Source organism: Actinoplanes italicus (genome assembly GCF_003001815.1).
GTDB lineage: Bacteria > Actinomycetota > Actinomycetes > Mycobacteriales > Micromonosporaceae > Actinoplanes > Actinoplanes italicus.
Window position 1 is genome coordinate 111,363 of record NZ_PVMZ01000026.1, and the last position, 23,127, is coordinate 134,489.

Genomic DNA, 23,127 nt, shown 5'->3' on the forward strand with positions numbered 1-23,127 from the left:
GCTATCCGGTCCCCAGCCGGGCGGAGGTGGGGAACGCCTCATCCACCGGGTACCACTTGGCCTCGTCCGCCAGGTCGCGGTCGGCGACCGTGGACTCGAAGATCCGCCGCACCTCGCTCAGCGGCAGACCGCCGCCGTCGATCTGCAGGAAGCGGTCGCCGGCCAGCGGAAGCACGCACAGCGCGTCCTCGACCGGAATCTCGTTGTAGGTCGTCATCCCGCTGCCGTTCTCCCGGCACTCGGGCTGTACCGCCTGGCCCGGCCGCATGCCGACCCGGAACGCGAGGTCGACGCCCGCGGGGTTCCGCAGCGTCACGTTCGAGACGTTGACCTCCGCGCCCGGCTGAGAGATCACCTCGAAGATCCGATAGCCGACCGGCATGTAGCCGACCCGGTAGGCGATCCGGATGGCCCGCCCGCCGCCCGGGTTGAAACGGTCGGCCAGTGCGCGCAGATCGGCCTCGGTGAGTCCGCTGCCCTCATCGGGGGTCAGGATCGCGTAGGCGTCGTCGGTGTACTTCCAGACCATGATGTTGCGTTTCAGGCGGTTCTGCTGGTAGCCGAGCTCCGGACCCTCGTCCGGCACCACCCCCGGCCGGTAGACCTCCAGCCGGCCGACCGACTCCTGGGTGCCGGCGCGATACACGTGGGCGCCGCTGTAGTCGCGGTAGAGCCAGGACGCGTCACCGGCCTCGTACGCGCCCGCCGAGTAACCCCGGAAGGCGAAGACCGGGCCCGAGACCTCGGGTGTGGGGACCGCCGGCAGCACCGGCGGTCCCCCATCCGCCCGGGTGATGAATTGCGGCACCCCGATTACGGCGGCCAACGCCGCCGCAGCCACAATCGCCCACCCGGTGTTCCTGCGGCGCCGCCGCCGGCGCCCCGCCGCCACCACCTGCTCGACGCCGTAGCGGGGCGGTGGCGCGTCCGCCTTCACCTCCAGGAGCAGCTCAGACAGCGGCTTCATGACGAGCCTCCAGCTCCGGGCCCAGAATCTTGCGCATCGCATCGAGCCCACGGGACGTGTAGACCTTGACCGTGCCCTCCGGGCACTGCAACGCCTCCGCGGTCTGCTGGACACTGAGCCCCTCCAGGAAGCGCAGCACCAGCACCGCGCGCTGCCGCGTCGGCAGGCCGTCCAGCGCGGCGCGCATCCTCAGCCGTTCGTCGACCGCGTGCGTGGCGTCGTCGGGCAGCGCGGCGTCCGGCATGGCGTGACTGCGGGACTGCTCGCGGCGCCACCACGGGCGGCGGGTCTCATCGATCGCGGCCCGCACGACGGCGGTCCGCGCGTACGCGTCCGGGTTGCTCACCCGGTTCCACTTCACATAGAGCTTCGCCAGGGCGGACAGCACGGCGTCCTCGGCCACCTGCCAGTCCCCGCACGTGAGATAGGCGAGCCCACGCAACGGCTCCATCCGCGCCGCGACGAACTCGCGGAACTCGGCCTCTCGATCGCTCACGCGGATAAGACGAAGAGATCCACGGATTCGGTTACAGGAGAATGAGATCGATCACTGCGAACACGAACAGCGCGATCGCGATGAAGCCGTTCGCGGTGAAGAACGCCCGGTTGACCTTGGAGAGATCGTTCTCGGTCACCACCACGTGCTGGTAGACGAGGCCGGCGCCGGTCAGCAGCAGACCGATCCACCAGAACCAGGTGAGCCCGGCGAGCTGACCGAAGTATCCGAACAGCGCGAAGCAGACCACGTGCGTGACCGTGGAGATGTGCAGGGCGGTCCGCACGCCGAACCGTGCCGGGGTGGAGTGCACCCCGATCTTCCGGTCGACCTCGACGTCCTGGCAGGCGTAGATGATGTCGAAGCCACCGATCCACAGGCCCACCGCGACGCCGAGCACCCAGGCCGGCCAGGAACCGGCGAACGTGCCGGTGATCGCGAGCCAGGCGCCGACCGGGGCGACCGCCTGAGCCAGGGCCAGCACGTAGTGCGGGAAGTTCGTGAACCGCTTGGCGTACGGGTAGATCACCAGCGGGACGACCGCGAGCGGCGACAGCACCAGGCAGAGCGGGTTGAGCAGCCCGGCCGCAACGACCAGGATCACCAGCGAGACGATCGCGCCGGTCCAGGCAGTACGCACGCTGACCGCGCCGGTGACCAGCTCCCGGTTCTGCGTCCGCGGGTTCTGCGCGTCGATCCGGCGGTCGAGGATGCGGTTGGCCGCCATGGCGAAGGTACGCCCCGAGACCATCGCGATCGTGACGAGCACCAGGTCGAGCCAGTGCTCGCCGACCGTGTCGTCCAGCGACTCGATGGCGACCAGCGACGACAGGTAGGCGAACGGCAGCGCGAAGATCGAGTGCTCGATCATCACCAGCCGGAGGAAGGCTTTGACCTTGCCGGGCTTCTCCTCGAGAGCTGTCACAGCCCGTATTCCTTCCACCGTTTGTCGACCAGGCTGACCACCTCGGGAGACATGGCCATCTCCTCCGGCCAGCCGCGGGTGTAACCCTCGGTCGGCAGCTTACGAGTCGCGTCCACGCCCGCCTTGCCGCCCCAGAACTGCTGGTAGGACGAGTGGTCCAGGTGGTCCACGGGGCCCTCGGTGAGCAACAGGTCGCGGGCGTAGTCGACGTTGCCGAAGGCCCGGAACGCGACGTCGTTGTAGTCGTGGACGTCACAGTCCTCGTCGACGACGACGATCAGCTTCACCAGCGACAGCAGGTGGGCGCCCCAGATGGCGTTCATCACCTTCTGCGCGTGCTTCGGGTACCGCTTGCGGATCGACACGATGAGGCAGTTGTGGAAGACGCCGGCCGCCGGCATGTCGTAGTCGACGATGTCCGGGATCAGGATCTTCGCGAGCGGCAGGAAGATCCGCTCGGTGGCCTTGCCCAGGCCGTGGTCCTCCTGCGGCGGCTTCGACGTGATGATCGAGTGGTAGATCGGCTTCTTGCGCATCGTCATCGTCTCGATGTGCAGCACCGGGAACGGCTCGACCGGCGTGTAGTAGCCGGTGTGGTCGCCGAACGGGCCCTCCGGCAGGCGCTCGCCGGGCTCCAGATAGCCCTCCAGGACGATCTGCGCCTCGGCCGGCACCTGCAGGGGGACGGAGACGCAGTCGACCATCTCGATCCGCTCGCCCTTGAGGAATCCGGCGAACAGGTACTCGTCGATGTCGCCGGGCAGGGGCGCGCTCGCGGCGTACGACACCACGGGATCGCAACCGATCGCGACGGCGACCGGAAGGCGCTCGCCACGCCGCTCCGCCACCGCGTGGTGCGCGGTGGAGTCCTTGTGGATCTGCCAGTGCATGCCGAGCGTGTTCTTCGAGTGCTGCTGGAGCCGGTAGAGGCCGAGGTTGCGCTTACCGGTCTCGGGGTGCTTGGTGTGTGTCAGCCCGAAGTTGTGGAAGATGCCGCCGTCGCCTGGCCAGATCTGCAGGCCGGGCAGCTTGTTCAGGTCGACCTCGTCGCCCTTGAGCACGATCTCCTGGCAGGGGGCGCTCTTCACCTTCTTCGGCGGCATCGACTTGAGTTGCAGCACCTTGCCGATGCCCTCGCGGATGCCGGACCAGCCGACCGGCAGCTCCGGCTTGGCGATCGCGCCGATCCGCTCGCCGATCTCGTCGAGCCGGTCGACGCCGAGCGCCATGGCCATCCGCTTCTCGGTGCCGAACAGGTTGATCACCACTGGCATCTCGCCGCGGGTGGGCCGCTCGAAGAGCAGTGCCGGCCCGTCGGCCCGCACGGTCCGGGTGACGATCTCACTGATCTCCAGTGTCGGGTCCACCGGAACGGTGACCCGGTGCAGCTCACCGGCGGCCTCGAGGGCGGCGATGAAGCTCTGCAGATCGGCATAGGGGAATCCACGCGGCGCCATGGCACCCAGTCTGGCACCAGGGTCCGTCACTGGAGATCCGGGACTCCCGTTGGGGCTTTCATGAAGCTGCGTGTCGTGACCCGATGGTGTCTGCTGACCGGTCTGACCGCGGCTCTGGCCGTGGCGCCGGCCGTCTCGGCGACCGAGATCCCACTGCCGGAGTGCGCGCCGGGGCCGGCGTCGACCCGACCGCCGACCGGTCCGGCGACGCTGGACAGCCCGCGCGCCTGCCGCGCCGACCGGCCCGTGCTGGAGTCGACGAAGACCGGTTTCACCCCGAGCGGCTACCACCACCTCGGCGCCGGTACGAGCGGCGACTGGGGTGGGGTGTCCGGGCGGTTCTCGGTCGTCGACGGGTCGGTACGGCCACAGACGTACGACTTCGTGGTCGGCCGTTTCATGGCGAAGCGGGACATGGGCGGCGGCCGGATCGCCTGGCTGGAGGCCGGCTGGGCGGAGACGGGCTGGGCCTCACCGGGCCGCCAGCACGTCTACACCTTCGACACGAACACCAACCGGTGGCAGTTCTACGACCAGTACGCGGTCCGCCCCGGCGACCAGGTGTGGCTCGACATCGGCACCGACCGGAGCGGCGTCTGGCGGGCCTGGCTGTGGTGGAACAACCGGTGGAACCTGCTCACCCAGCAGCGGCTGCCGCTCGGGGTCGCCGCCCGCATGGAGCAGTACGTCGAGGTGCACGTCGACCCCACCCGGCAGGCCAGGATCGACGTGCCGAAGGTCACGGTCGACAACGTACAGCTGCGACCGGCCGGTGGTGGGCCGGCCCGGTACTGGCGCGAGGACGTCGCGACCGAGACCGCGCCGGCCACCCGCGGAGGTTTCTGCCTGGACTGGGTGACCAGGTACGACACGTGGACGGCGGGCGACTGCCCGGACGACTAGAGCGCCGTGCCACCGGAGGCGTCGATGACCTGACCGGTCACCCAGCGGCCCTCGTCGGAGGCGAGGAAGGCGATGATGCCTGCCACATCCTCCGGCTCGCCGAGCCGGCCGAGGGCGACGCGCGCCACCTGCTGCGCCGCGAGTTCCGGATCGTCCCTCAGGTATTGGCTGTTCCGGGTCATCACGATGCCGGGCGACACCGAGTTGACAGTGATCCCGCGCGGGCCCAGGTCCGCCGCCAGGTCGAGGGTGAAGGTGTTCAGCGCCGCTTTGCTGACCCCGTACGCCAGCAGATCCGGGCTGGCGACGGTGGCGGCGAGGCTGGAGAGGTTGATGATCCGGCCGCCGTCGCGCAGTCGCGGCAATGCGAGCTTCGTGATGAAGAACGGCGCCTTCACGTTCACCGCGATGACCTGGTCGAACTCCTCCTCGGAGAGATCGGCCAGCCGGGCGAAGCTCCCCTTGGCGGCGTTGTGGACCAGGATGTCGAGCCTGCCGTCGGGCACGTACTCACGGCCTGCCTCGTCGAAGGCGTCCCAGAATCGAGCCGCGTCGCCCTGGGTGCCGAGTTCGGTGTGCACGGCGAACGCCCGCCCACCGTCCTTGCGGATGCGCAGCACGGTGTCGCGGGCCGCAGCCTCGTCGTGACCGTAGCCCACTCCTACGACGGCTCCGTCGCGGGCGAATCGTTCGACGGTCGCCCGGCCGATCCCATGGCTGCCCCCGGTGACGAGGGCGACTTTGTCCCGCAGTGCTCCTGACATGACAGCTCCTTTGTTGAATGATCGCTCACGAAGAGAGTAGCCGCTTCTTGAGTGATCGACCAACAAATAGGCCGCGTACTTTGAGTGATCGCTCTAGAATGGGGGGCGTGAGCGCATCAGAAGCGCGGCGCGGCCGGCCGCCGACGTTCGACCGGGAGGCGGCCCTGGCCGCTGCTACCCGGCTGTTCTGGCAGAACGGGTACGAGGCCACCTCGATCAACGACCTGACGAGCGCGATGGGGATCCGGCCGGGCAGCCTCTACGCCGCGTTCGGGGACAAGAAGGCGCTGTTCAACGAGGTCATCGAGGCATACGGCCGCTCTCCGGCCGGCGAGTTCGTCTGGGCCGCCATGGCCAGGGAACCCACGGCCTTCGACGCGTTCCGCCGCATCCTGCTCGACGCTGCGGCGATGTACACCGACCCGGAGACACCGGCCGGGAACCTGCTCTGCAGTGCGGCGGCCGCCGACGTCGATGTCGCCGTCTACATGCGCGACCTGCGCAACGCCAGCGTCGACACCTTCGAGAAGCGCCTGACGAGCGCCCGGCAGGCGGGCGAGATACCGGCGACGGCCGACCCTCGAAAGCTGGCCGCGTATTTCACCGCCGTCATGCACGGCATGTCCCAGCGCGCCCGGGACGGCGCCACGGGCGCGGAACTCGCCGACACCGCGGATCTGGCCATGGCCGCCTGGCCCAGGGCCTGAATCGAAGGTCGGCCGCGGGTCAGGCGTACGAGTGCAGGCCCTCGAAGAACAGGTTCACGCCGAACAGGTTCATCAGCATCGTCACGAAGCCGGCGATCGCGATCCAGGTCGCCGTGGTCCGCTTCACGCTCGGCGTGGCCCGGGCGTGAAGGTAGGCGGCGTAGACGATCCAGGAGATGAACGCCCACACCTCCTTCGGGTCCCAGCCCCAGTAACGCCCCCAGGACGCCTCGGCCCACAGCGGGCCGGCGATCAGCGCGCCGAAGGTGAACAGCGGGAAGGCGAACGCGTGCAGGCGGAACGTCAGCCGCTCCAGCGCCCCGGCGTCACCGACGTGCCGGCCGAGCGTGTAGGGGAAGCTGCGCCGGCCCGCGTCCCAGCCGTTCTTGATCAGGAACATCGCGGCCGGGACCGCACCGAGCAGGAAGATGCCGGACGAGATGATGATCGTCGAGACGTGGAAGATGAACCAGTACGAGTTCAGCGCGGGCACCAGGGGGCCGACCGGGGTGTAGGCGAGCAGTGCCGCCGCGCCCAGCAGCACCACCAGGCTCAGCGTGGTGAACAGCCCCAGGTGCCGGGCGGCCGGACGGCGCAGCAGCACACCGGCCCAGACCACGGAACCGACCAGGGTCGCCGAGAGGATGTACTCGTACATGTTGCCCCAGGGCATCCGCTCCGCGGCGATACCCCGGGTGACCGTGGTGCCCAGGTGCAGGACCACACCGAGCAGGTTCAGGCCGACCGCGGCACGGCCGACCCATTCGCCGCGCGCCGATTCCTTGCGGACCTCGGTGGCCTCCTCGTACGTGGCCGGGCCGCCGGCCTGCTCGTACGTGCCCGGGCCACCCGCGCCGACCAGCTGGCGGGTCGCGGCCCTGCCGATGTGGCTGCGCCTGCCGAACGCGTACTCCCCGGCGTAGCAGACCATGGCGGCCAGGTAGGCCAGCACGGTCAGCGCCATGAGCTGATTGGACAACTCCGCCATCAGGGCGTCCCTTCCTTCATGTGCCGGGTGAGCGTCGCGAACTCATCGCCGAACCCCGGATAGTCGGTGCGGGGCAGGCCACCGGCTTCGATCACGCTACCGCCCGCCGGATCACCGCCGACCGGCAGAACCCGGAACCAGACCCGGCGGCGGTGCACGTACAGCGAGAGCATCAGGCCGATCAGGCCGGCCACCGAGCCGACCAGCAGCGACACCTTCGTCGGGTCGTGCCGGATGGAGATGGTGGCGAACCGGCGGGTGTCGACGAACTCCAGCGTGGTGCCGTCGTCGAGGGTCCACTTCTCGCCGGGTCGCAGCACGTACGGCCGCTCGTCACTGATCTTCTTGAGGTCACCGTCGGCGATCTGCTCACGGTTCAGGGCGTAGACCGATCCCGGCCGGCCGGAGTCGAGGCCCAGGTCACCGCGGTAGGCGGTCAGGTAGAGGACCGGGTTGTTCTCGGCCGGGAACTTCGAGACAGCGCTACCGTCGGTGCCACCGGTCGGCAGGAAGAGGCCCTCGAAGCCCATCTGCAGCCTGGGGTCGCGCTTGCCGGTCGCCGGGTCGATGTTGACGTCCGGGTACTGGACGACGCCCTCACTGGTCAGCATGCCGTCGATCGGCAGGAACGGGACGACCTTGGTCTGTTGTGCGCCGAACCGGTCGGTGAACCGCAGCACCGGGGCGTAGCCCTGACCGATCAGGTTCACGGTGGCGCCGTCGAGCCGGAGCGGGTCGTTGACGGTGAACCTGTCCGGCCGATAGTGATCGCCGCCGTCCTCGCTCACGTCCACGGTCGCCTGGAACGACTTCGGCACGCCGTTGGTCTGGAACGTCGCGTCGAACGCGGTCATCCGCAGGCAGAAGTCCGGCAGGTCGGACGGGTCCACGCGGGGGCCGAGGACCGATTCGTCGTGTTGCGTGACGCTGTTGCAGAAGCCCTGATCGGTGCCCTCCACCAGCAGGCGGTTGCCGTGCCAGCCGTACCACTGCCCGAAACCGACGCCGACCAGCACGCCGAGCATGGCGATGTGGAAGAGCAGATTGCCGGTCTCCTTGAGGTAGCCCTTCTCGGCCGAGACAGTCCAGCCGTCCGGCGTCTCGCGCACCCGGGTGCGGAACCGGCTGCGGCGCAGCCGTTTCGCGATCTCCGCGGCCACGGCCGCGGGCTCCTCCGGGCGTTGCTGTCCCTGATCATGGTGCGGCAGGCGGTCCAGACGCTTCGGGGCATCCGGCGGTACGGTCGTGAGCGCCCGGAAATGATCACGCAGCCGGGGCAGGACGCACCCGATCAGCGAGGTGAACAGCAGCAGGTAGATCGCCGCGAACCACGGTGACGCGTAGACGTCGAAGGCGAAGAACCGGTCCAGGGCCGGCGCCAGTTCCGGGTGCTCGGCGAAGTACTCCGCGACGTTCTCCCGGTTGACCCCGCGCTGCGGGAAGATCGAACCCGGAACCGCGGCCACCGCGAGCAGGAAGAGCAGCACCAGCGCCGTGCGCATGCTGGTGAGCTGTCGCCAGGAGTTGCGCAGGAACGCCCACAGCGGGTTGCCGCGCCGCGGCGGCGGCGCGTCGGCGGTGGCGGGCCGGTCCTCGACCACGGTCACAGCAGCGTCCCCTGGTTGAAGTCGAAGGTGGTCAGCAGCCAGATGAGGAACTGGTCCCAGGCGCCGGTGATCAGAGCCAGCCCGACCAGGATGAGCAGGCCGCCACCGATCCGGGTCACCCAGAGGCTGTTGCGGCGGATCGCGGTGAACACGCCGAGCAGCTTGCGGAAGAAGAGCCCGAACAGCACGAACGGTACGCCCAGCCCGAAGCTGAAGGCCAGCGCCAGCACGATGGATCGGTCGGTCTGTCCGGTCGTGGTCGCCAGGCCCATGACGGCACCGAGGGTCGGGCCGACGCACGGTGTCCAGGAGATCGCGAAGACCGCCCCGAGCACGGGCGCACCGAGCAGGCCGGCCGCCGGCAGCTTGCTGACCCGGGCTTCACGCTGGAAGCCCGGAATCCAGCCGAGGTAGCCGAGACCCAGAACGACGATGATCACGCCGACAACGGTGTTCAGCACGTCCTGCTGGGCTTTGAGCTGCAGGAAGAGGTTCGCCACGAGGGTCACCATGAGCGTGAAGACGACCGAGAAGCCGAGCACGAAGAGGACGCTGCCGGCCAGGACCCGGCTCTTGAGCGCCACGGTCCGGGTCTTCGTCATCGTCGCCGTCGTGCCGCGACCGGTCACCGCCTCCATGTCGGAACCGGCCAGTCCGGTGACGTACGAGAGGTAGCCTGGCAGCAGCGGCAGCACACACGGCGACAGGATGCTGACCAGCCCGGCCAGCAGCGAGGCGCCGATCGCCAGCAGCATCGGCCCGTCGGTCACCGCACCCTCGAAAGCACCGCCCATCAGCCGGTCGCCTCCGCGGCGATCTTCTCGACGAGCGGCTGCAGTTCGGTGATCGTGGTCGCCCGGCGGATGCCGGCCGCGATGCGACCCTGGCGATCCAGGATCAGGGTGCTCGGGATCGCGTTCTGGGTGACGTCGAACTTGAGGCCGGCCCTGCCCTCGTTGTCGTACAGGCTGGGGTAGGTGACCTGGTAACTACGCTCGAACGCCTTGGCCGGGTCACGCTCGTCGCGGGTGTTGACCCCGAGGAACGTCACGTCCTTGGCCTTGGTCGCCTGGTACGTCTTCTCCAGGTCGTCGGCCTCGGCCCGGCAGGGCGCGCACCACGACCCCCAGAAGTTGACCACGACGACCTTGCCACGGTCGTTCTCGATGTCGTAGGTGCCGCCGTCGAGCAGTTCACCGGTGACCCCGGTGACCAGCGGCCGCTGTTCCGGAGTGCACTCCACCACCATGTTCGTGGTGGTGCACTTCTTCGCCCAGTTCTCCTCGCCGCCGCAGCCGGTCAGGACTCCGGCGGTGGCGACCGCGGCGACGGTGACGGCGACGAGGCGGCGCATCACGCCCCCTTGGCGGTCTTGGCCGTGGCGGACATGGCGACCAGGTGGGCGGCCGGTTCCGAGTAGTCGATACCGACCACCTTGGACCCCTCGAAGCGGAACGAGGTGAGACTGGCCAGGCCGCACTCACGCCGTCGCGGGTCGTGCCAGAGGCGCTTGCTCTCCACGTACCGCCGCAGCGTCCAGATCGGCAGCTGGTGCGAGACGCAGACCGCCTCGTGGCCCTCGGCGGCGACCCGGGCGGCCTGCAGCGCAGCGAACATCCGCTGCGCGATCACGAGGTAGGCCTCGCCCCAGGACGGGGTGATCGGGTCGCGCAGCACCCACCAGTGCCGCGGGTTGCTGAACGCGCCGTCACCGACCGAGACCTTCTTGCCCTCGAAGTAGTTCGCGCTCTCGATCAGGCGTACGTCGGTCGCGATGTCCAGCTTGAACTCGGCGGCGAACGGGGCGGCCGTCTCCTGGGCACGCTCCAGCGGGCTGGCCACCACGTGCGTGATGTCCCGCCCGGCCAGCACCTCGGCCGCCGCCTTCGCCATCTGGTTGCCCAGCTCGGAGAGGTGGAAGTCGGGCAGGCGCCCGTACAGGATCTTGCCGGGGTTGTAGACCTCGCCGTGCCGCAGCACGTGCACCGTGGTCTTGGTCGGCTCGCTCAAGATTGCGCCCCCGCGGCGGCTCGGGCCGCGAGCGGCGCCGCGGCGGCGATGACGTTCAGTGCTGCGTCGTCGATCGCCGTCGACACGAACCACGACTCGAAGGCGCTCGGCGGCAGGTAGACGCCGTTGGCCAGCATGGCGTGGAAGAACGCCTTGAACGCGGCCGCGTCCTGCGTCTTCGCGGAGTCGTAGTCGACGACCTCGGCGTCGGTGAAGAAGATCGAGAACATGTTGCCGGAGTACTGCAGCCGGTGCGCCACGCCCTCGGCGGCCAGCGCGTCGGCACAGAGCGAGCCGATCGTGCCGGCCAGCTCGTCCAGACGCTTGTAAACGGCCTCGTCGGCCAGGCGCAGCGAGGCGAGGCCGGCCGCGCAGGCCAGCGGGTTTCCGGAGAGCGTGCCGGCCTGGTAGACCGGGCCCGCCGGAGCGAGCCGGGACATGATCTCCCGGCGTCCGCCGAACGCCGCGGCGGGCAGTCCGCCGCCCATCACCTTGCCGAAGGTGAACAGGTCGGCGTCGACCGGGTGCAGCCCGGCCCAGCCGCCCGCGGAGACCCGGAAACCGGTCATCACCTCGTCGATGATCAGCAGGGCGCCGTGCCGGTGGGCGATCTCGGCAAGCCCGGAGTTGAAGCCGTCGCGCGGGGTGACCACGCCCATGTTTCCGGGCGCCGCCTCGGTGATGATCGCCGCGATCTCGTCGCCGTCCGCCGCGAAGGCGGCCTCGACGGCGGCGACGTCGTTGTACGGCAGGACGATCGTCTCGCTGGCCGCCGCGCCCGTGACGCCGGGCGAGTCGGGCAGGCCCAGGGTGGCCACACCGGAACCGGCCGCGGCCAGCAGCGCGTCCACGTGGCCGTGGTAGCAACCGGCGAACTTCACGATCTTCGACCGGCCGGTGAAACCGCGGGCCAGCCGGATCGCGGTCATGGTCGCCTCGGTGCCCGAATTGACCAGCCTGACCTCGTCGATCGGGGTCCGCCGGACGATCTCCTCGGCGAGGTCGACCTCACCGGAGGTGGGTGTGCCGAAGCTGGTGCCGAGGGTCGCGGCCCGCTGCACCGCCTCGATGATCTCGGGGTGCGCGTGACCGTGGATCAGTGGGCCCCAGGAGCAGACCAGGTCGACGTAACGCCGCCCGTCCACGTCGGTCAGCCACGGGCCGGAGCCCGATGCCATGAACCGGGGAGTGCCACCGACGGCGCGAAACGCTCGCACAGGTGAATTCACCCCGCCCGGCACGATTGCCTGGGCGCGGTCGAACAGAGCCTGGGAAACCGGGGCATCCTCCGGGTACGGAAGATCCGCGGCGGGATATGTCGTGGTCACAGCGGTCCCCATTCTGTCAGCGCCATGGAACGAGTATTGCGAGAGGGTTGTTCACGTCACCGGATGATGTCCGGAAGCGCCCGATCTGACCGCGCCGGACGGGCTGATTCGCCACGAAGAGGATAGGCTGAGCCGCGTGGAGCGACCGGAGCTGTCCATCACGGTTCAGCGCGCACCCGACGAGGTGACGATTCAGCTCGCCGGGGAAATCGACGTGCTCACGGTCACCGAGTTGTCCACGGTCGTCAACGAGCTACTCGGCGATGACCAGCTGATTCGCATCGTCCTGGACATGTCCGGGGTGACCTTCTGCGACTCGCAGGGCCTGGGCACGCTGGTGGTGCTGAGCCGCAAGGCCCAGCACGCGCAGGTCGTCCTCGCCCTCGCGAACGTCGGCGAGTTCCTGATGCGTGTGCTCGACATCACCGGGCTCCGCTCAGCCCTGATGATCAGCACCGCCTGACCCCAGAACCGAGCTGTGTCTCACCGGGGGTCAGCGGAAGTCGCCGCTCACCTTCGGGGCCGCAGCGGCCTCGGTCGTCGCCGCGGCGGCGTAGAGGTCGCCGGCGGCGTTCCGCCCGCCCTCGACATGGGTGTACCTGGCGGAGAACGTGTAGGTCCCCGGTTCCAGTGTGTCCCCGGAGGACAGCACGAACCGGTAGACGATCGCGCCCGGCTCCTCGGTGACGGTGCTGGTCACGCTCGCGCCGGGCACCTGCTGGCTGCCACCGCGAGCCGTCAGGCCGTCGGTGCGGGCCAGCCGGATCGTCACCTCCAGCGCGGTGAGCCGCTCGCTGGTCCGCACCGTCACGACGCTGCTGCCCTGCGAGTCGCTGTCCGGGACGACCGAACCGTCCGACCAGAGAGCGCCCTGTGCCGTGGCCTGGGTGACCGGTGAGGTCGCGCTGCTCGCCGGAGCGCTCGGGGACCGGCCGGGCGGCCGTGACCTTGGCGATGTCCTACTCGGTGACGCGCTGGGCGTACCCGCTGATGGGGAAGGGCTTGAGGACGCCGGACCGCTCGGGGAAGGCTCCACGGTGACCACCGGGGGTGTGGGGTTGCCGTCACCGGCCATCGCCCATTGGGCGAAGCCGCCGGCCCCGAGGATGGCCGTGACCGCGACCGCGACGCCGGCGACCCGGAAACGGGGAGCCTGCCGGTTGCGTATGGCGGCCTCGGTGATCCGGTCAAGGATCGCCTCACGGTCGGGACGGTGCGCCGCCGCCTCGGCGCGCAGTGCCGCGCGCAGCTCTGATTCGATGAGCGTCATCGCGCCGCCTCCCAACCGTTGATTCGTGCCAGGGCGACGCTGCTGCCGCCGAGTAGTTCCGCGAGTTGCCGTGCGCCGCGTGACGTCGCGCTCTTGACCGCGCCGACCGAGATGCCGAGTGCCGAGGCGACCTCCTTCTCGGAGAGGTCGAAGGCGTACCGGAGGACCACGCAGGCCCGCCGCCGGTGCGGGAGCCGCCGGAGCGCGGTACGCACGTCGACGACCGCCGACACGTCCGGGTCCAGGGCCCTCCGGAACGGTTCCAGGGAGAGAAGCCGCTCCCGGCTGCGACGCCGGACCCAGTTGCGGGCCAGGTTCATCAGGATCCCGTGCCCGTACGCGGCCGGATCGTCCGCGGCGGTGACCCGGTCCCAGTGCCGCCACACCTCGGTGAGTGCCTCGGCGGCCAGGTCGTCGGCGATCTCCGCCTCGCCGGTCATCAGGTAGGCGAGTCGCGACATCGAGTCGTGGTGCCGTTCGAAGTACTCGCGGAAGGCGGCGTCGCGCATCGGCATCCCTGGGGGTTCCGGGCCGTGGCCGCCGGCAAGAGCCTCCGGCGGCCACGGACGATCACTTGAAGGTGATGTCGGACTCGTTGTAGATGCAGTTGACGCCGTCCGGGCCGGTGCCGATCTTGGTCGGCTCCTTGCCGGAGCTGTTGCCGGTGAACTTGACGCAGATGTCCAGGCTCTTCTTGCCCACGATCGTCACGCCGGAGATCTTGGCGGTGTCACCGAAGTTGGCGTTGATGCCGACCAGGCTGCCGGCCGGGGCGGTGGCGACGACGTTCTGCACGACGACCGCGCGCTTGTGCTGGGTGGAGCAGTTGCCGCACGAGCGGTACAGCTTGCCGAAGTCGGAGACCTGGAAGTTCTTGATGGTCAGCGTGCCGCCGCCGTTGTGCTGGAACACCTTGTCGTCGGCACCCTTGGCGCCGCCGCCGTCGACGGTGTACGTGGCCGACGTACCACCCTTGAACGTGGCCGCGTCCTCACCGACGTTCTCCCACCACACGTTCTGCAGCGTGCAGGAGCCCGAGCAGTGGATGCCGTCGGCCGCCGGAGCACCGAGGATGACGTTCTTGAGCACCGCACCGTCGGCCAGCTTGAAGATCGGGTCCTGACCCTCGTCCTGGCCGTCGCCGCCCAGCGCGCCGCTGCCGAAGTAGCGGGCGTTCCCGCCGTCAAGCGTGCCGGACACCGCGATGGTGGCGGTGACGGCCTTCTCACCGGTCGCGGCCGGCCACGACGTGGCCGGTGCGGTGGTGGTCTTCGTCGGGGTCGGTGTCGGTGTCGCCGTCTTCGTAGCGGTCGGGGTGGCGGTGGCGGTCTTCGTGGGGGTCGGGCTCGCCGTCTTCGTGGCCGTGGGAGTCGGCGAGCTCGTCGGGGCGGCACCGAGCGGCGCCACCGACACGTCGTCGAACTCGGCCGACGCGAAGCTCGTGACCAGGCCGATCCGGCCGGTGCCGGCCAGCGAACCGGCGCCGGAGGCGACCTTCGTGCCGTCGACGTAACCGGTGATGGTGCTGCCCGAGACGTCCACCTTCAGGGTGTGCCAGGCGGTCGGGCTGCCGGCCGCGGCCGAGCCGATGACGGTGATCGTGCTGCCCTTGACCGCCTGCAGCTCGGCCTTGCCGGCCGAGGTGAGCGCGAGCCGGTACATGGTGGAGGAACCGCTGGCGCGGGCCGCGACACCGGCCAGGCCCTTGCTGAGGTCGAGCGCCTTGACCCTGGCCTCGACCGAGTAGTCGGTCCAGGAGGTCTCCCCGGCGAAGACACGGGCGAGCTCGCTGTCGGCCTTGGCCTGCTTGTAGACCTGGGAACCGTCGGAGACAACGGACCAGGTGCCGCCCGACTTCGACCAGTTGCCCGCGCCGCTCTCGAAGTCGTCGCTGAACAGGGTGCTCGCGGAGGCGGAGGGGGCGAGGACGGCGACCAGGGCCGTGACGGCTCCGGCCGCACCGGCCGCACCGACTCCCACGACGAGACGACGACGCCGCCGGCTCGGGGTCCCGCTGGGCATTGCGTGCCGCATGTTGCTCCTACTCAGGGAATGAGGCCGCCGTCCGGGAACGGCGGGCGTCGCATGATCAAAGCGATCACGCCCCGGTAGTGGTGCGGCTGCCCGGCAAGGTTGCCAGCAGTGACCCAGGTCACACTTGACCCGCGTTCAGTCTCCCCAGCGGGCCTTCTCCAGCAGATCGAGCGCCTCGGCCGCGGCATCCTCGCCGCCGGCACGCAGCACCCGGGCGGCGTCGTCGACCGTCCCGGTCAGCCGCTGCCACTGGGCCTCGCGCTCCTTGGAGGCCTCGGCCTGCACTTTGAGCTGCTGGTTCTTCGTCCAGAGTTCGACGAAGATGGAGACCTTCGCCCGGAGCACCCACGGGTCGAAGGGTTTGGTGAGGTAATCGACGGCGCCGACCGCGTAACCGCGGAGCGCCAGCTGGGCGTCCCGGTCGGCGGCGGTGAGGAACAGGATCGGCACGTGCCGGGTACGTTCCCGCCGCTTGATGTGACTGGCCGTCTCGAAACCGTCCATGTTGGGCATGTGCGCGTCCAGCAGGATCACCGCGAAATCATCGGTGAGCAACTGTTTCAGCGCGGCCTCGCCACTCTCCACGGCGACCGCCGTGACCGGCAGACCCTGGAGGATCGCCTCCAGAGCCAGCAGATTGTCTCGCCGGTCGTCGACCAGTAGCGCCTTGGCACGCTCACCCACCCGCGCTCACCTCACCCACCGGTAGTTCCCTTCCATGGCGCTTCCCCGTCACGACCCTTTTCAGGCGTGATTCGGCGCTCCGGTTCCCTCCGCGTTCACCCAGCGGTCCATCAGCTCGATCAGTTCGTCCAGATCGACCGGCTTCGTGATGTAGTCACTCGCACCGGCTGCGAGAGCCGATTCCCGGTCGCCCGGCATCGCCTTCGCCGTGAGGAACACTACCGGTAGGTCCTGGAAACGCTGATTGCGCCGGATTCCTCTGGTCGTCTCGTAGCCGTCCTGGTCCGGCATCATCGCGTCCATCAGCACGATGTCGATCTCCGGGTGTTCGGCCAGGATCCGAACCCCGTCCACCCCGTTGTCCGAGTACAGCACGTGGAGTCCATGCATCTCGAGGGCACTGGTCAGGGCGAAGACGTTGCGTACGTCGTCGTCGACGATCAGGACCGTGACACCCTCCAGTTTGCGGCCCGCCGGGCTCACCGCGGGCTTCTCCTCGGGCCTCGGCGGCATCTCCATCAACGGCAGACCCAGGGAGGCCACCGGGCGCACCGAGACCGCCTTGGCCGGCACCGACGGCAGCACCGGCATCGGGATCGCGTCCGGTGTGAGCGCCTCCGGCATGTAGAGCGTGAACGTCGAACCGTGGCCGGGTTCCGAGGAGACCGCGATGGTGCCACCGAGCAGGGCGGCGAACTCGCGGCTGATCGACAGGCCCAGGCCGGTGCCGCCGTACTTGCGGGTCGTGGTGCCGTCGGCCTGCTGGAACGGCTCGAAGATGATCGCCAGCTTCTCGTCCGAGATGCCGATGCCGGTGTCGGTGACCGCGAACGCCACCACCTGCTGCGCCGAGTGCAGCGTCGGCGGCGCGTCGACGTCGGATCCGAGGGTCGTCGGGAAGATGCTCAGCGTCACCGAACCGCTGTCGGTGAACTTCACCGCGTTGGACAGCAGGTTGCGCAGGATCTGCTGAAGCCGCTGCGGGTCGGTCACGATCGAATCGGGCAGCTCGGGCGCCACCGCGACCCGGAACTCCAGGCCCTTGACCTCCGCCTGCGGGACGAACGCCTGCTCGACGTAACTGCGGATGCCGTCGAAGTCGAGCACGTCCGGCTCCACGTCCATCCGGCCTGCCTCGATCTTGGACAGATCCAGGATGTCGTCGATCAGCGACAACAGGTCGGAACCGGCACTGTGGATGGTGCGGGCGAACTCGATCTGCTTGCTCGTCAGGTTGCGCTCGGTGTTGTCGGCGAGCAGGCGGGCCAGCAGCAGCAGCGAGTTGAGCGGGGTGCGCAGCTCGTGGCTCATGTTGGCCAGGAACTCCGACTTGTACGTGTTCGCCCGCGACAGCTGCTGCGCCTTCTCCTCCAGGCCGAGCCGGGCCAGCTCGATCTCCCGGTTCTTCAGCTCGATGTTCGCCTTCTGGTCACTGAGCAGCTTCGCCTTGTCCTCCAGTTCGGCGTTGGTGCGCTGGAGCTCGGCCGACTGGTCCTGCATCTCGCGGGCCAGCCGTTGCGACTGGGCGAGCAGTTCTTCCGTACGCCGGTTGGCCTGGATGGTGTTGAGGGCGATGCCGATCGTCGCGACCAGCCGCTCCAGGAACGTGAGATGCAGCCCGTTGAAGGCGGCCACCGAGGCGAACTCGATCACGCCGAGCATCTCGCCCTCGAACAGGACCGGCAGCACCACCAGGTCGTTCGGCGGCATGGCGAGCAGCCCGGACCGCATCGTCAGTATGCCGTCGTGGGTGGCGCGGACCCGGATCGTGCGTCGGGAGACCGCGGCCTGACCGACCAGTCCCTCACCCGGACCGAAGATCACGTCGTGGTCGCGGGCGACGTAGCCGTAGGCCGCGTTGAGCCGCAGGCGCATGACCGCCTCTTCGTTGTCGACCAGGAAGAACGCGCCGAGCTGACCGTCCACCAGCGGCGTCACCTCGGTCATGATCATGCGGCAGACCTCACCGACGTCCCGCTGGCCCTGCAGTAGACCACCGATCCGGGCGAGGTTCGAGTCGAGCCAGCCCTGCTCCGCGTTCGCCTTCGTGGTGTCGCGGAGCGTGACGATCATCCGGTTGATGTTGTCCTTGAGGTCGGCCACCTCGCCCATCGCCTCGACCGCGACGCTCTGGGTCAGGTCACCGCGCGTCACGGCGGTGGACACCTCGGCGATGGCGCGCAGCTGGATGGTCAGCGTCGAGGCGAGCTGGTTCACGTTGTCAGTGAGGTCGCGCCACGTACCGGAGACGCCCTTGACCTGGGCCTGGCCGCCGAGCTTGCCCTCGGAACCCACCTCGCGCGCGACACGCGTGACCTCGTCGGCGAACGACGAGAGCTGGTCCACCATCGTGTTGACGGTGTTCTTCAGCTCCAGGATCTCGCCGCGCGCGTCGACCGTGATCTTCTGCGACAGGTCACCCTTGGCGACGGCCGTGGTGACCGACGCGATGTTGCGCACCTGGGCCGTCAGGTTGGACGCCATGTAGTTGACGTTGTCGGTCAGGTCACGCCACGTGCCGGCCACTCCGCGCACCTGCGCCTGGCCGCCGAGGCTGCCCTCGGAACCCACCTCGCGGGCCACACGCGTCACCTCGTCGGCGAACGACGACAGCTGATCCACCATCGTGTTCACGGTGTTCTTGAGCTCGAGAATCTCGCCCTGCGCGTCGACCGTGATCTTCTGCGACAGGTCGCCCTTGGCCACCGCGGTCGAGACCTGGGCGATGTTACGCACCTGGCTCGTCAGGTTGGAGGCCATCGAGTTGACGTTGTCGGTCAGGTCACGCCACGTGCCGGCCACACCCCGCACCTGCGCCTGACCGCCCAGCTTGCCCTCGGTGCCCACCTCGCGGGCCACACGGGTCACCTCGTCGGCGAACGACGACAGCTGGTCCACCATCGTGTTGACCGTCGACTTCAGCTCCAGGATCTCGCCCCGGGCGTCGACGGTGATCTTCTGCGACAGGTCACCCTTCGCCACGGCCGTGGTGACCGACGCGATGTTCCGCACCTGACTCGTCAGGTTGGACGCCATGTAGTTGACGTTGTCGGTGAGGTCGCGCCACGTACCAGAGATGCCCTTGACCTGGGCCTGGCCGCCGAGCTTGCCCTCCGAGCCGACCTCACGCGCGACACGCGTGACCTCGTCGGCGAACGACGACAGCTGGTCCACCATCGTGTTCACGGTGTTCTTCAGCTCCAGAACCTCGCCGCGCGCGTCGACGGTGATCTTCTGCGACAGGTCACCCTTGGCCACCGCCGTCGAGACCTGGGAGATGTTGCGCACCTGGGCCGTCAGGTTGGCGGCCAGCTGGTTCACGTTCTCGGTGAGGTCGCGCCAGGTGCCGGAGACGCCACGGACCTGGGCCTGACCGCCCAGCCGGCCCTCGGTGCCCACCTCGCGGGCCACACGCGTGACCTCGTCGGCGAACGACGACAGCTGATCCACCATCGTGTTCACGGTGTCCTTGAGCTCCAGGATCTCGCCCTGCGCGGCCACCGTGATCTTCTGCGACAGGTCACCCTTGGCCACCGCCGTCGAGACCTGGGCGATGTTACGCACCTGGCTCGTCAGGTTGGAGGCCATCGAGTTCACCGAGTCGGTGAGGTCCTTCCAGGTGCCGGCCACGTTCGGCACCTCGGCCTGGCCGCCCAGCTTGCCCTCGGTGCCCACCTCGCGGGCCACCCGCGTCACCTGCTCGGCGAAGAGCCGCAGCGTGTCGGTCAGCCCGTTCATCGTGTCGGACAGCTCGGCCACCTCGCCCCGCGCCGACACCGTGATCTTCTGCGACAGGTCGCCGCGGGCCACCGCGGTCGCCACCTGCGAGATCGACCGCACCTGGTGGGTCAGGTTCGACGCCATCGTGTTCACCGAGTCGGTGAGGTCCTTCCAGGTGCCGGCCACGCCGCGTACGTCGGCCTGACCGCCCAGCTCACCCTCGGTGCCCACCTCGCGGGCCACCCGCGTCACCTCGTCGGCGAACGACGACAGCTGGTCCACCATCGTGTTCACCGTGCGGCCGATCCGCAGGAACTCGCCGCGCAGCGGCCGGCCGTCCATCTCCAGAGCCATGTGCTGTGACAGGTCGCCCTCGGCCACCGCCACGATGACCCGGGAGATCTCGGTCGTCGGCCGGGCCAGGTCGTCGATGAGCGAGTTCACCGAGCGGACGCTGTCCTCCCAGGAACCGTCCAGCCCCTCCTCGTCCAGGCGCTCGGTCAGCCGGCCGTCACGACCGACGATGCGGCTTATCCGGCGCAGATCGAGGTTCTGCCGCTCCTGGAGCGAGACCACCTCGTTGAACGCCTCCGCCACCGCCCCAGCCGCGCCGCCCCGCCGGGGCAGACGCACCTTGAGATCACCACGTCGCACTCGATGCAACGCCTCGGCGAGTTCACCGAGCAGTACGGTCTCATCGAGCTCTTTTGCCGCGGTCATGTTGTTCCTCACCTGCCGTCTGCTGCCGGGGGGCTACCTATCCTCTCTCGCTCGACCGGGTCAATGCGAGACACGACTTTGTGCATCCACCCGTCCACGGGAGAGGATGCATGGGTGCCAGCCGAGGTCGGAACCAGGACGAGCATCCCGTCAGGAGCCCCGTCCGAGGCTTTGGTGCGCAGGACCAGGTTGCCCAATGATCGTCGTACCCCCGCGGCGGCCCGCGCACTCGTCCGCTCGGTGCTGGAGGAGACCGGGCTGGTCGGCCTGCTCAACGAGGCTCTGCTGCTCACCACCGAGCTGTCGACGAACGCCGTGGTGCACGCCAACACCGAGCTGGAGATAGAGGTCTCCGCCGACCCCGGCGGCCTCACCGTCACGGTCACCGACTTCGCGACCGGCCCCGTCGAGCAGCTCACCATCGGCCCCAAGAACGAGAGCGCCGAGATCGGCGAGGTCGCCGAACGCGGACGCGGCCTGCTCCTGGTCGACCACTTCGCCAGCCGCTGGGGCACCGTTCACGAGGGCGACGGCAAGGGCGTCTGGTTCCGCCTCGACCAGCGCGAAGGCGCCGGCGTCCCGGTGCGACTGCCCAGCGCCGCCGAGACCCCGAGCCTCGGCGCACTCACCGGCCTGCTGCGTAGCGGCACCGACCGTCACTCCGACGAGGGCCTCGCCGACCTGGCCGCCGACCTGCTCTCCCGGCTGGCCCGGCTCACCGGTGCGGCCGGCGGCGTGGTCCGGCTCGACCGGGGCGACGGCATGGGAAGACAACTCCTGGCGCGGTACGGCCGTGCGCCCCGTGACAACGCCGACACCATCCGGGTGCCCCTGGCGGTGCAGCGGCCCTACGCGGGCGAGCTGGAACTGGACGCCGCCCCCGAGGGGTACGCCCTGGCCCTGGCCACCATGGTCGCCGAACGGTTCGCCCTCCACTTGGAGAACGACCGCCTGCGCCGCGCCGACATCCGCCGACAGACCTGGATCACGTTCCTCGCCGAGGCCAGCGAACTGCTCGCCCAGTCCCTCGACGTGAACCTGACGATGGCCCTCATCCCGCAACTCGTCGTGCCCCGCCTCGGCCAGTGGTGCGCCGTGCACACCACCGACGCGTGGGGCCGCCTGCAACTGGCCGCCGCCACCCACGCCGACGAGTCCGCGCTGGCCCAGCTGCACGTCACGCTCGCCGAGCCCGGCCCCGAGTCGCTGCTCGCCCGCCTGGAGGAGGCATCCCGCCTCGGCACCCAGGTGATGTTCAACTCGCCCCTCGAAGGCTATGCGGTGCCGCTCGTCGCCCGCGGCGCCAGACTGGGCACCCTGGCCGTCGGACGGCACCCGAAGCACCGGCACGACGCCGACGAGGTCGCGGTCCTGGAGGACGTCGCCCGCCGGGCCGCGCTCGCCATCGACAACGCGCGCATCCACGACGAGCGGCGCACCGTCGCCCGGACCCTGCAGGCTTCACTGCTGCCACCGGCCCTGCCCCGGGTCGACGGCATCGGCTTCGCCGCCGAGTACGTACCGACCGGCTCCGAGGTCGGCGGCGACTTCTACGACGTCGTCCCGTCCGGCGAGAACCAGTGGCTGGTCGTCGTCGGCGACGTCTCCGGCAAGGGCGTCCAGGCGGCCACCGTGACCGGCCTGGTCCGCGACGTGATCCGGATCCTGGTCGACGACGGCAAGGCGCTCGGCGAGATCCTCTGGCGCGTCAACAGAACCCTCGTACAGCGGGGCGGTGGCCGCTACTGCACACTCGCGATGGCGTCGGTCACCCGCCAGCCGAACGGCACACTCACCGTCTGCCTGCACCTGGCCGGCCACGACCGCGCCGTCCTGGTCCGCGCCGACGGCAAGACCGGGTTCGTGGGCGAGGGCGGAACGGCCCTCGGCCTGCTCGAGACGATCACCTCACCGGACGTGACGGTCACCCTGAACTCCGGCGACTCCCTGATCTTCTACACCGACGGCGTCACCGAGCGCCGCCGGGGCCGCGAGCTCTTCGGATCCGCCCGGCTGCGCGAGGCCTCGGCCCCGCTGGCCGGCTACCCGGCGGACGTGATGGCGGCCCGCCTACGCTCCACCACGATCAACTTCTCCGTCGAAGAACCACGCGACGACATCGCGATCCTGGTCCTGCGCAACGACGCCTGATCAAATTCTTCCTTTCGTACGGGGGCCACGCGCGCTCCCGCACAGGGAGCGCCGGCCGCCGCTGCACACGGAGCGCCGCCCGCTCCTGCACACGGAGCGCCGCCCGCTCCTGCACACGGGATTGTCGCCCGCTGCTGCACGGTTGTCGCCCGCTCCTGCACACGGCCGGTTCGTCGAGGGTCCGGTCAGCTGTGTCCTGAGCAGTATGGATACAAGACACCGGCCCGACGATCCGAGATGTGAGAGTCGGTCCCGCACCCCCGCCCGTTGGAGTACGGTGTGGGACCCCGCAGCCGGATTTGGTCGCGTCCACTGGCGTGGTGTAAGAGGCGGCCAGCGCTGATCCGTGTCTGTTGATCTTATGCGGCGATTGCGGTCGTTTCGATTGTTTCGGTA

At 69.3% G+C, this 23,127-nt stretch carries 20 protein-coding genes; 4 read left to right on the forward strand and 16 right to left on the reverse strand.

What is annotated here, in order from left to right; genetic code table 11:
* Position 1 precedes the first annotated feature (1 nt).
* From CLV67_RS42920 to CLV67_RS42935, 4 genes are read right to left on the reverse strand one after another with little or no spacing between them, the layout of a single operon-like run.
* Entirely contained in the window at positions 2-967 is a 966-nt protein-coding gene (locus CLV67_RS42920) for a hypothetical protein (RefSeq protein WP_106329290.1), read from the reverse strand.
* Positions 951-1,463 (reverse strand): SigE family RNA polymerase sigma factor, encoded by a 513-nt coding sequence (locus CLV67_RS42925; protein ID WP_106329292.1) that lies wholly within the window; start codon positions 1,461-1,463, stop codon positions 951-953. Before CLV67_RS42925 ends, CLV67_RS42920 begins: the two co-directional genes overlap by 17 nt.
* Before the next feature lie 31 nt (positions 1,464-1,494).
* Positions 1,495-2,388, reverse strand: coding sequence for a menaquinone biosynthesis prenyltransferase MqnP (mqnP, locus tag CLV67_RS42930; RefSeq protein ID WP_373873207.1), 894 nt, complete (start codon positions 2,386-2,388; stop codon positions 1,495-1,497).
* Positions 2,385-3,845: a menaquinone biosynthesis decarboxylase gene (locus CLV67_RS42935; RefSeq protein WP_106329294.1), complete on the reverse strand. Its 1,461-nt coding sequence runs from the start codon at positions 3,843-3,845 to the stop codon at positions 2,385-2,387. Before CLV67_RS42935 ends, mqnP begins: the two co-directional genes overlap by 4 nt.
* A gap of 75 nt (positions 3,846-3,920) precedes the next feature.
* Here CLV67_RS42935 and CLV67_RS42940 point away from each other — a divergent pair, with 75 nt between their 5' ends.
* On the forward strand, positions 3,921-4,748 hold the full coding sequence (locus CLV67_RS42940) for a hypothetical protein (protein ID WP_249037985.1): 828 nt from the start codon (positions 3,921-3,923) through the stop codon (positions 4,746-4,748).
* On the opposite strand, the gene CLV67_RS42945 is transcribed toward CLV67_RS42940, so the two are convergent.
* Positions 4,745-5,512, reverse strand: a complete 768-nt coding sequence (locus CLV67_RS42945) for an SDR family NAD(P)-dependent oxidoreductase (RefSeq protein ID WP_106329296.1) — start codon at positions 5,510-5,512, stop codon at positions 4,745-4,747. The genes CLV67_RS42940 and CLV67_RS42945 overlap by 4 nt on opposite strands.
* 107 nt (positions 5,513-5,619) lie before the next feature.
* Between CLV67_RS42945 and CLV67_RS42950 the strand changes: the two genes are divergently transcribed.
* A complete protein-coding gene (locus tag CLV67_RS42950) occupies positions 5,620-6,219 on the forward strand; it encodes a TetR/AcrR family transcriptional regulator (protein ID WP_203737676.1) in 600 nt (199 codons plus the stop codon).
* A gap of 19 nt (positions 6,220-6,238) precedes the next feature.
* Here the strand turns inward: CLV67_RS42950 and ccsB are convergent, their stop codons facing one another.
* Genes ccsB through hemL form a run of 6 tightly spaced genes read right to left on the reverse strand, consistent with a single transcriptional unit; the run spans position 6,239 to position 12,164 of the window.
* Positions 6,239-7,207, reverse strand: a complete 969-nt coding sequence (ccsB, locus tag CLV67_RS42955) for a c-type cytochrome biogenesis protein CcsB (RefSeq protein WP_106329300.1) — start codon at positions 7,205-7,207, stop codon at positions 6,239-6,241.
* Entirely contained in the window at positions 7,207-8,814 is a 1,608-nt protein-coding gene (gene resB / locus CLV67_RS42960) for a cytochrome c biogenesis protein ResB (protein ID WP_106329302.1), read from the reverse strand. The genes ccsB and resB overlap by 1 nt, the downstream gene beginning before the upstream one ends.
* The gene (locus CLV67_RS42965; protein WP_106329304.1) at positions 8,811-9,608 is read right to left on the reverse strand and encodes a cytochrome c biogenesis CcdA family protein; all 798 of its coding nucleotides are present in this window, start codon (positions 9,606-9,608) and stop codon (positions 8,811-8,813) included. The genes resB and CLV67_RS42965 overlap by 4 nt, the downstream gene beginning before the upstream one ends.
* Complete coding sequence (locus CLV67_RS42970; protein ID WP_106329306.1) at positions 9,608-10,168, reverse strand: TlpA family protein disulfide reductase; 561 nt, start codon at positions 10,166-10,168, stop codon at positions 9,608-9,610. The genes CLV67_RS42965 and CLV67_RS42970 overlap by 1 nt, the downstream gene beginning before the upstream one ends.
* The gene (locus CLV67_RS42975) at positions 10,168-10,824 is read right to left on the reverse strand and encodes a histidine phosphatase family protein (RefSeq protein ID WP_106329308.1); all 657 of its coding nucleotides are present in this window, start codon (positions 10,822-10,824) and stop codon (positions 10,168-10,170) included. Before CLV67_RS42975 ends, CLV67_RS42970 begins: the two co-directional genes overlap by 1 nt.
* Complete coding sequence (gene hemL, locus CLV67_RS42980) at positions 10,821-12,164, reverse strand: glutamate-1-semialdehyde 2,1-aminomutase (RefSeq protein WP_106329310.1); 1,344 nt, start codon at positions 12,162-12,164, stop codon at positions 10,821-10,823. Before hemL ends, CLV67_RS42975 begins: the two co-directional genes overlap by 4 nt.
* A 124-nt stretch (positions 12,165-12,288) precedes the next feature.
* On the opposite strand from hemL, the gene CLV67_RS42985 reads away from it, so the two are divergent.
* Positions 12,289-12,615: an STAS domain-containing protein gene (locus tag CLV67_RS42985; protein ID WP_106329312.1), complete on the forward strand. Its 327-nt coding sequence runs from the start codon at positions 12,289-12,291 to the stop codon at positions 12,613-12,615.
* Between the two features lie 30 nt (positions 12,616-12,645).
* On the opposite strand, the gene CLV67_RS42990 is transcribed toward CLV67_RS42985, so the two are convergent.
* The 5 genes from CLV67_RS42990 to CLV67_RS43010 all read right to left on the reverse strand — a co-directional run bounded on the left by CLV67_RS42990 (position 12,646) and on the right by CLV67_RS43010 (position 20,580).
* Positions 12,646-13,422 (reverse strand): hypothetical protein, encoded by a 777-nt coding sequence (locus CLV67_RS42990; RefSeq protein WP_106329314.1) that lies wholly within the window; start codon positions 13,420-13,422, stop codon positions 12,646-12,648.
* A complete protein-coding gene (locus tag CLV67_RS42995; protein WP_106329346.1) occupies positions 13,419-13,931 on the reverse strand; it encodes a SigE family RNA polymerase sigma factor in 513 nt (170 codons plus the stop codon). Before CLV67_RS42995 ends, CLV67_RS42990 begins: the two co-directional genes overlap by 4 nt.
* Positions 13,932-13,992: 61 nt before the next feature.
* On the reverse strand, positions 13,993-15,456 hold the full coding sequence (locus CLV67_RS43000) for a pectate lyase (RefSeq protein ID WP_106329316.1): 1,464 nt from the start codon (positions 15,454-15,456) through the stop codon (positions 13,993-13,995).
* Between the two features lie 135 nt (positions 15,457-15,591).
* Positions 15,592-16,140, reverse strand: a complete 549-nt coding sequence (locus tag CLV67_RS43005; protein ID WP_106329318.1) for a response regulator — start codon at positions 16,138-16,140, stop codon at positions 15,592-15,594.
* A 60-nt stretch (positions 16,141-16,200) separates the two neighbouring features.
* Positions 16,201-20,580, reverse strand: a complete 4,380-nt coding sequence (locus CLV67_RS43010; protein ID WP_106329320.1) for a HAMP domain-containing protein — start codon at positions 20,578-20,580, stop codon at positions 16,201-16,203.
* A gap of 114 nt (positions 20,581-20,694) precedes the next feature.
* Between CLV67_RS43010 and CLV67_RS43015 the strand changes: the two genes are divergently transcribed.
* Entirely contained in the window at positions 20,695-22,731 is a 2,037-nt protein-coding gene (locus CLV67_RS43015) for a SpoIIE family protein phosphatase (protein ID WP_106329322.1), read from the forward strand.
* Positions 22,732-23,127 lie beyond the last annotated feature (396 nt).

Coding starts and splice junctions, on each gene's coding strand:
- CLV67_RS42995 (WP_106329346.1), bottom strand. CDS start 13,931: ATGCGCGACGCCGCCTTCCGCGAGTACTTCGAACGGCACCACGACTCG.
- CLV67_RS42920 (WP_106329290.1), bottom strand. CDS start 967: ATGAAGCCGCTGTCTGAGCTGCTCCTGGAGGTGAAGGCGGACGCGCCA.
- CLV67_RS42970 (WP_106329306.1), bottom strand. CDS start 10,168: ATGCGCCGCCTCGTCGCCGTCACCGTCGCCGCGGTCGCCACCGCCGGA.
- hemL (WP_106329310.1), bottom strand. CDS start 12,164: ATGGGGACCGCTGTGACCACGACATATCCCGCCGCGGATCTTCCGTAC.
- CLV67_RS42935 (WP_106329294.1), bottom strand. CDS start 3,845: ATGGCGCCGCGTGGATTCCCCTATGCCGATCTGCAGAGCTTCATCGCC.
- CLV67_RS43010 (WP_106329320.1), bottom strand. CDS start 20,580: ATGACCGCGGCAAAAGAGCTCGATGAGACCGTACTGCTCGGTGAACTC.
- CLV67_RS42965 (WP_106329304.1), bottom strand. CDS start 9,608: ATGGGCGGTGCTTTCGAGGGTGCGGTGACCGACGGGCCGATGCTGCTG.
- ccsB (WP_106329300.1), bottom strand. CDS start 7,207: ATGGCGGAGTTGTCCAATCAGCTCATGGCGCTGACCGTGCTGGCCTAC.
- CLV67_RS42945 (WP_106329296.1), bottom strand. CDS start 5,512: ATGTCAGGAGCACTGCGGGACAAAGTCGCCCTCGTCACCGGGGGCAGC.
- CLV67_RS42990 (WP_106329314.1), bottom strand. CDS start 13,422: ATGACGCTCATCGAATCAGAGCTGCGCGCGGCACTGCGCGCCGAGGCG.
- CLV67_RS43000 (WP_106329316.1), bottom strand. CDS start 15,456: ATGCGGCACGCAATGCCCAGCGGGACCCCGAGCCGGCGGCGTCGTCGT.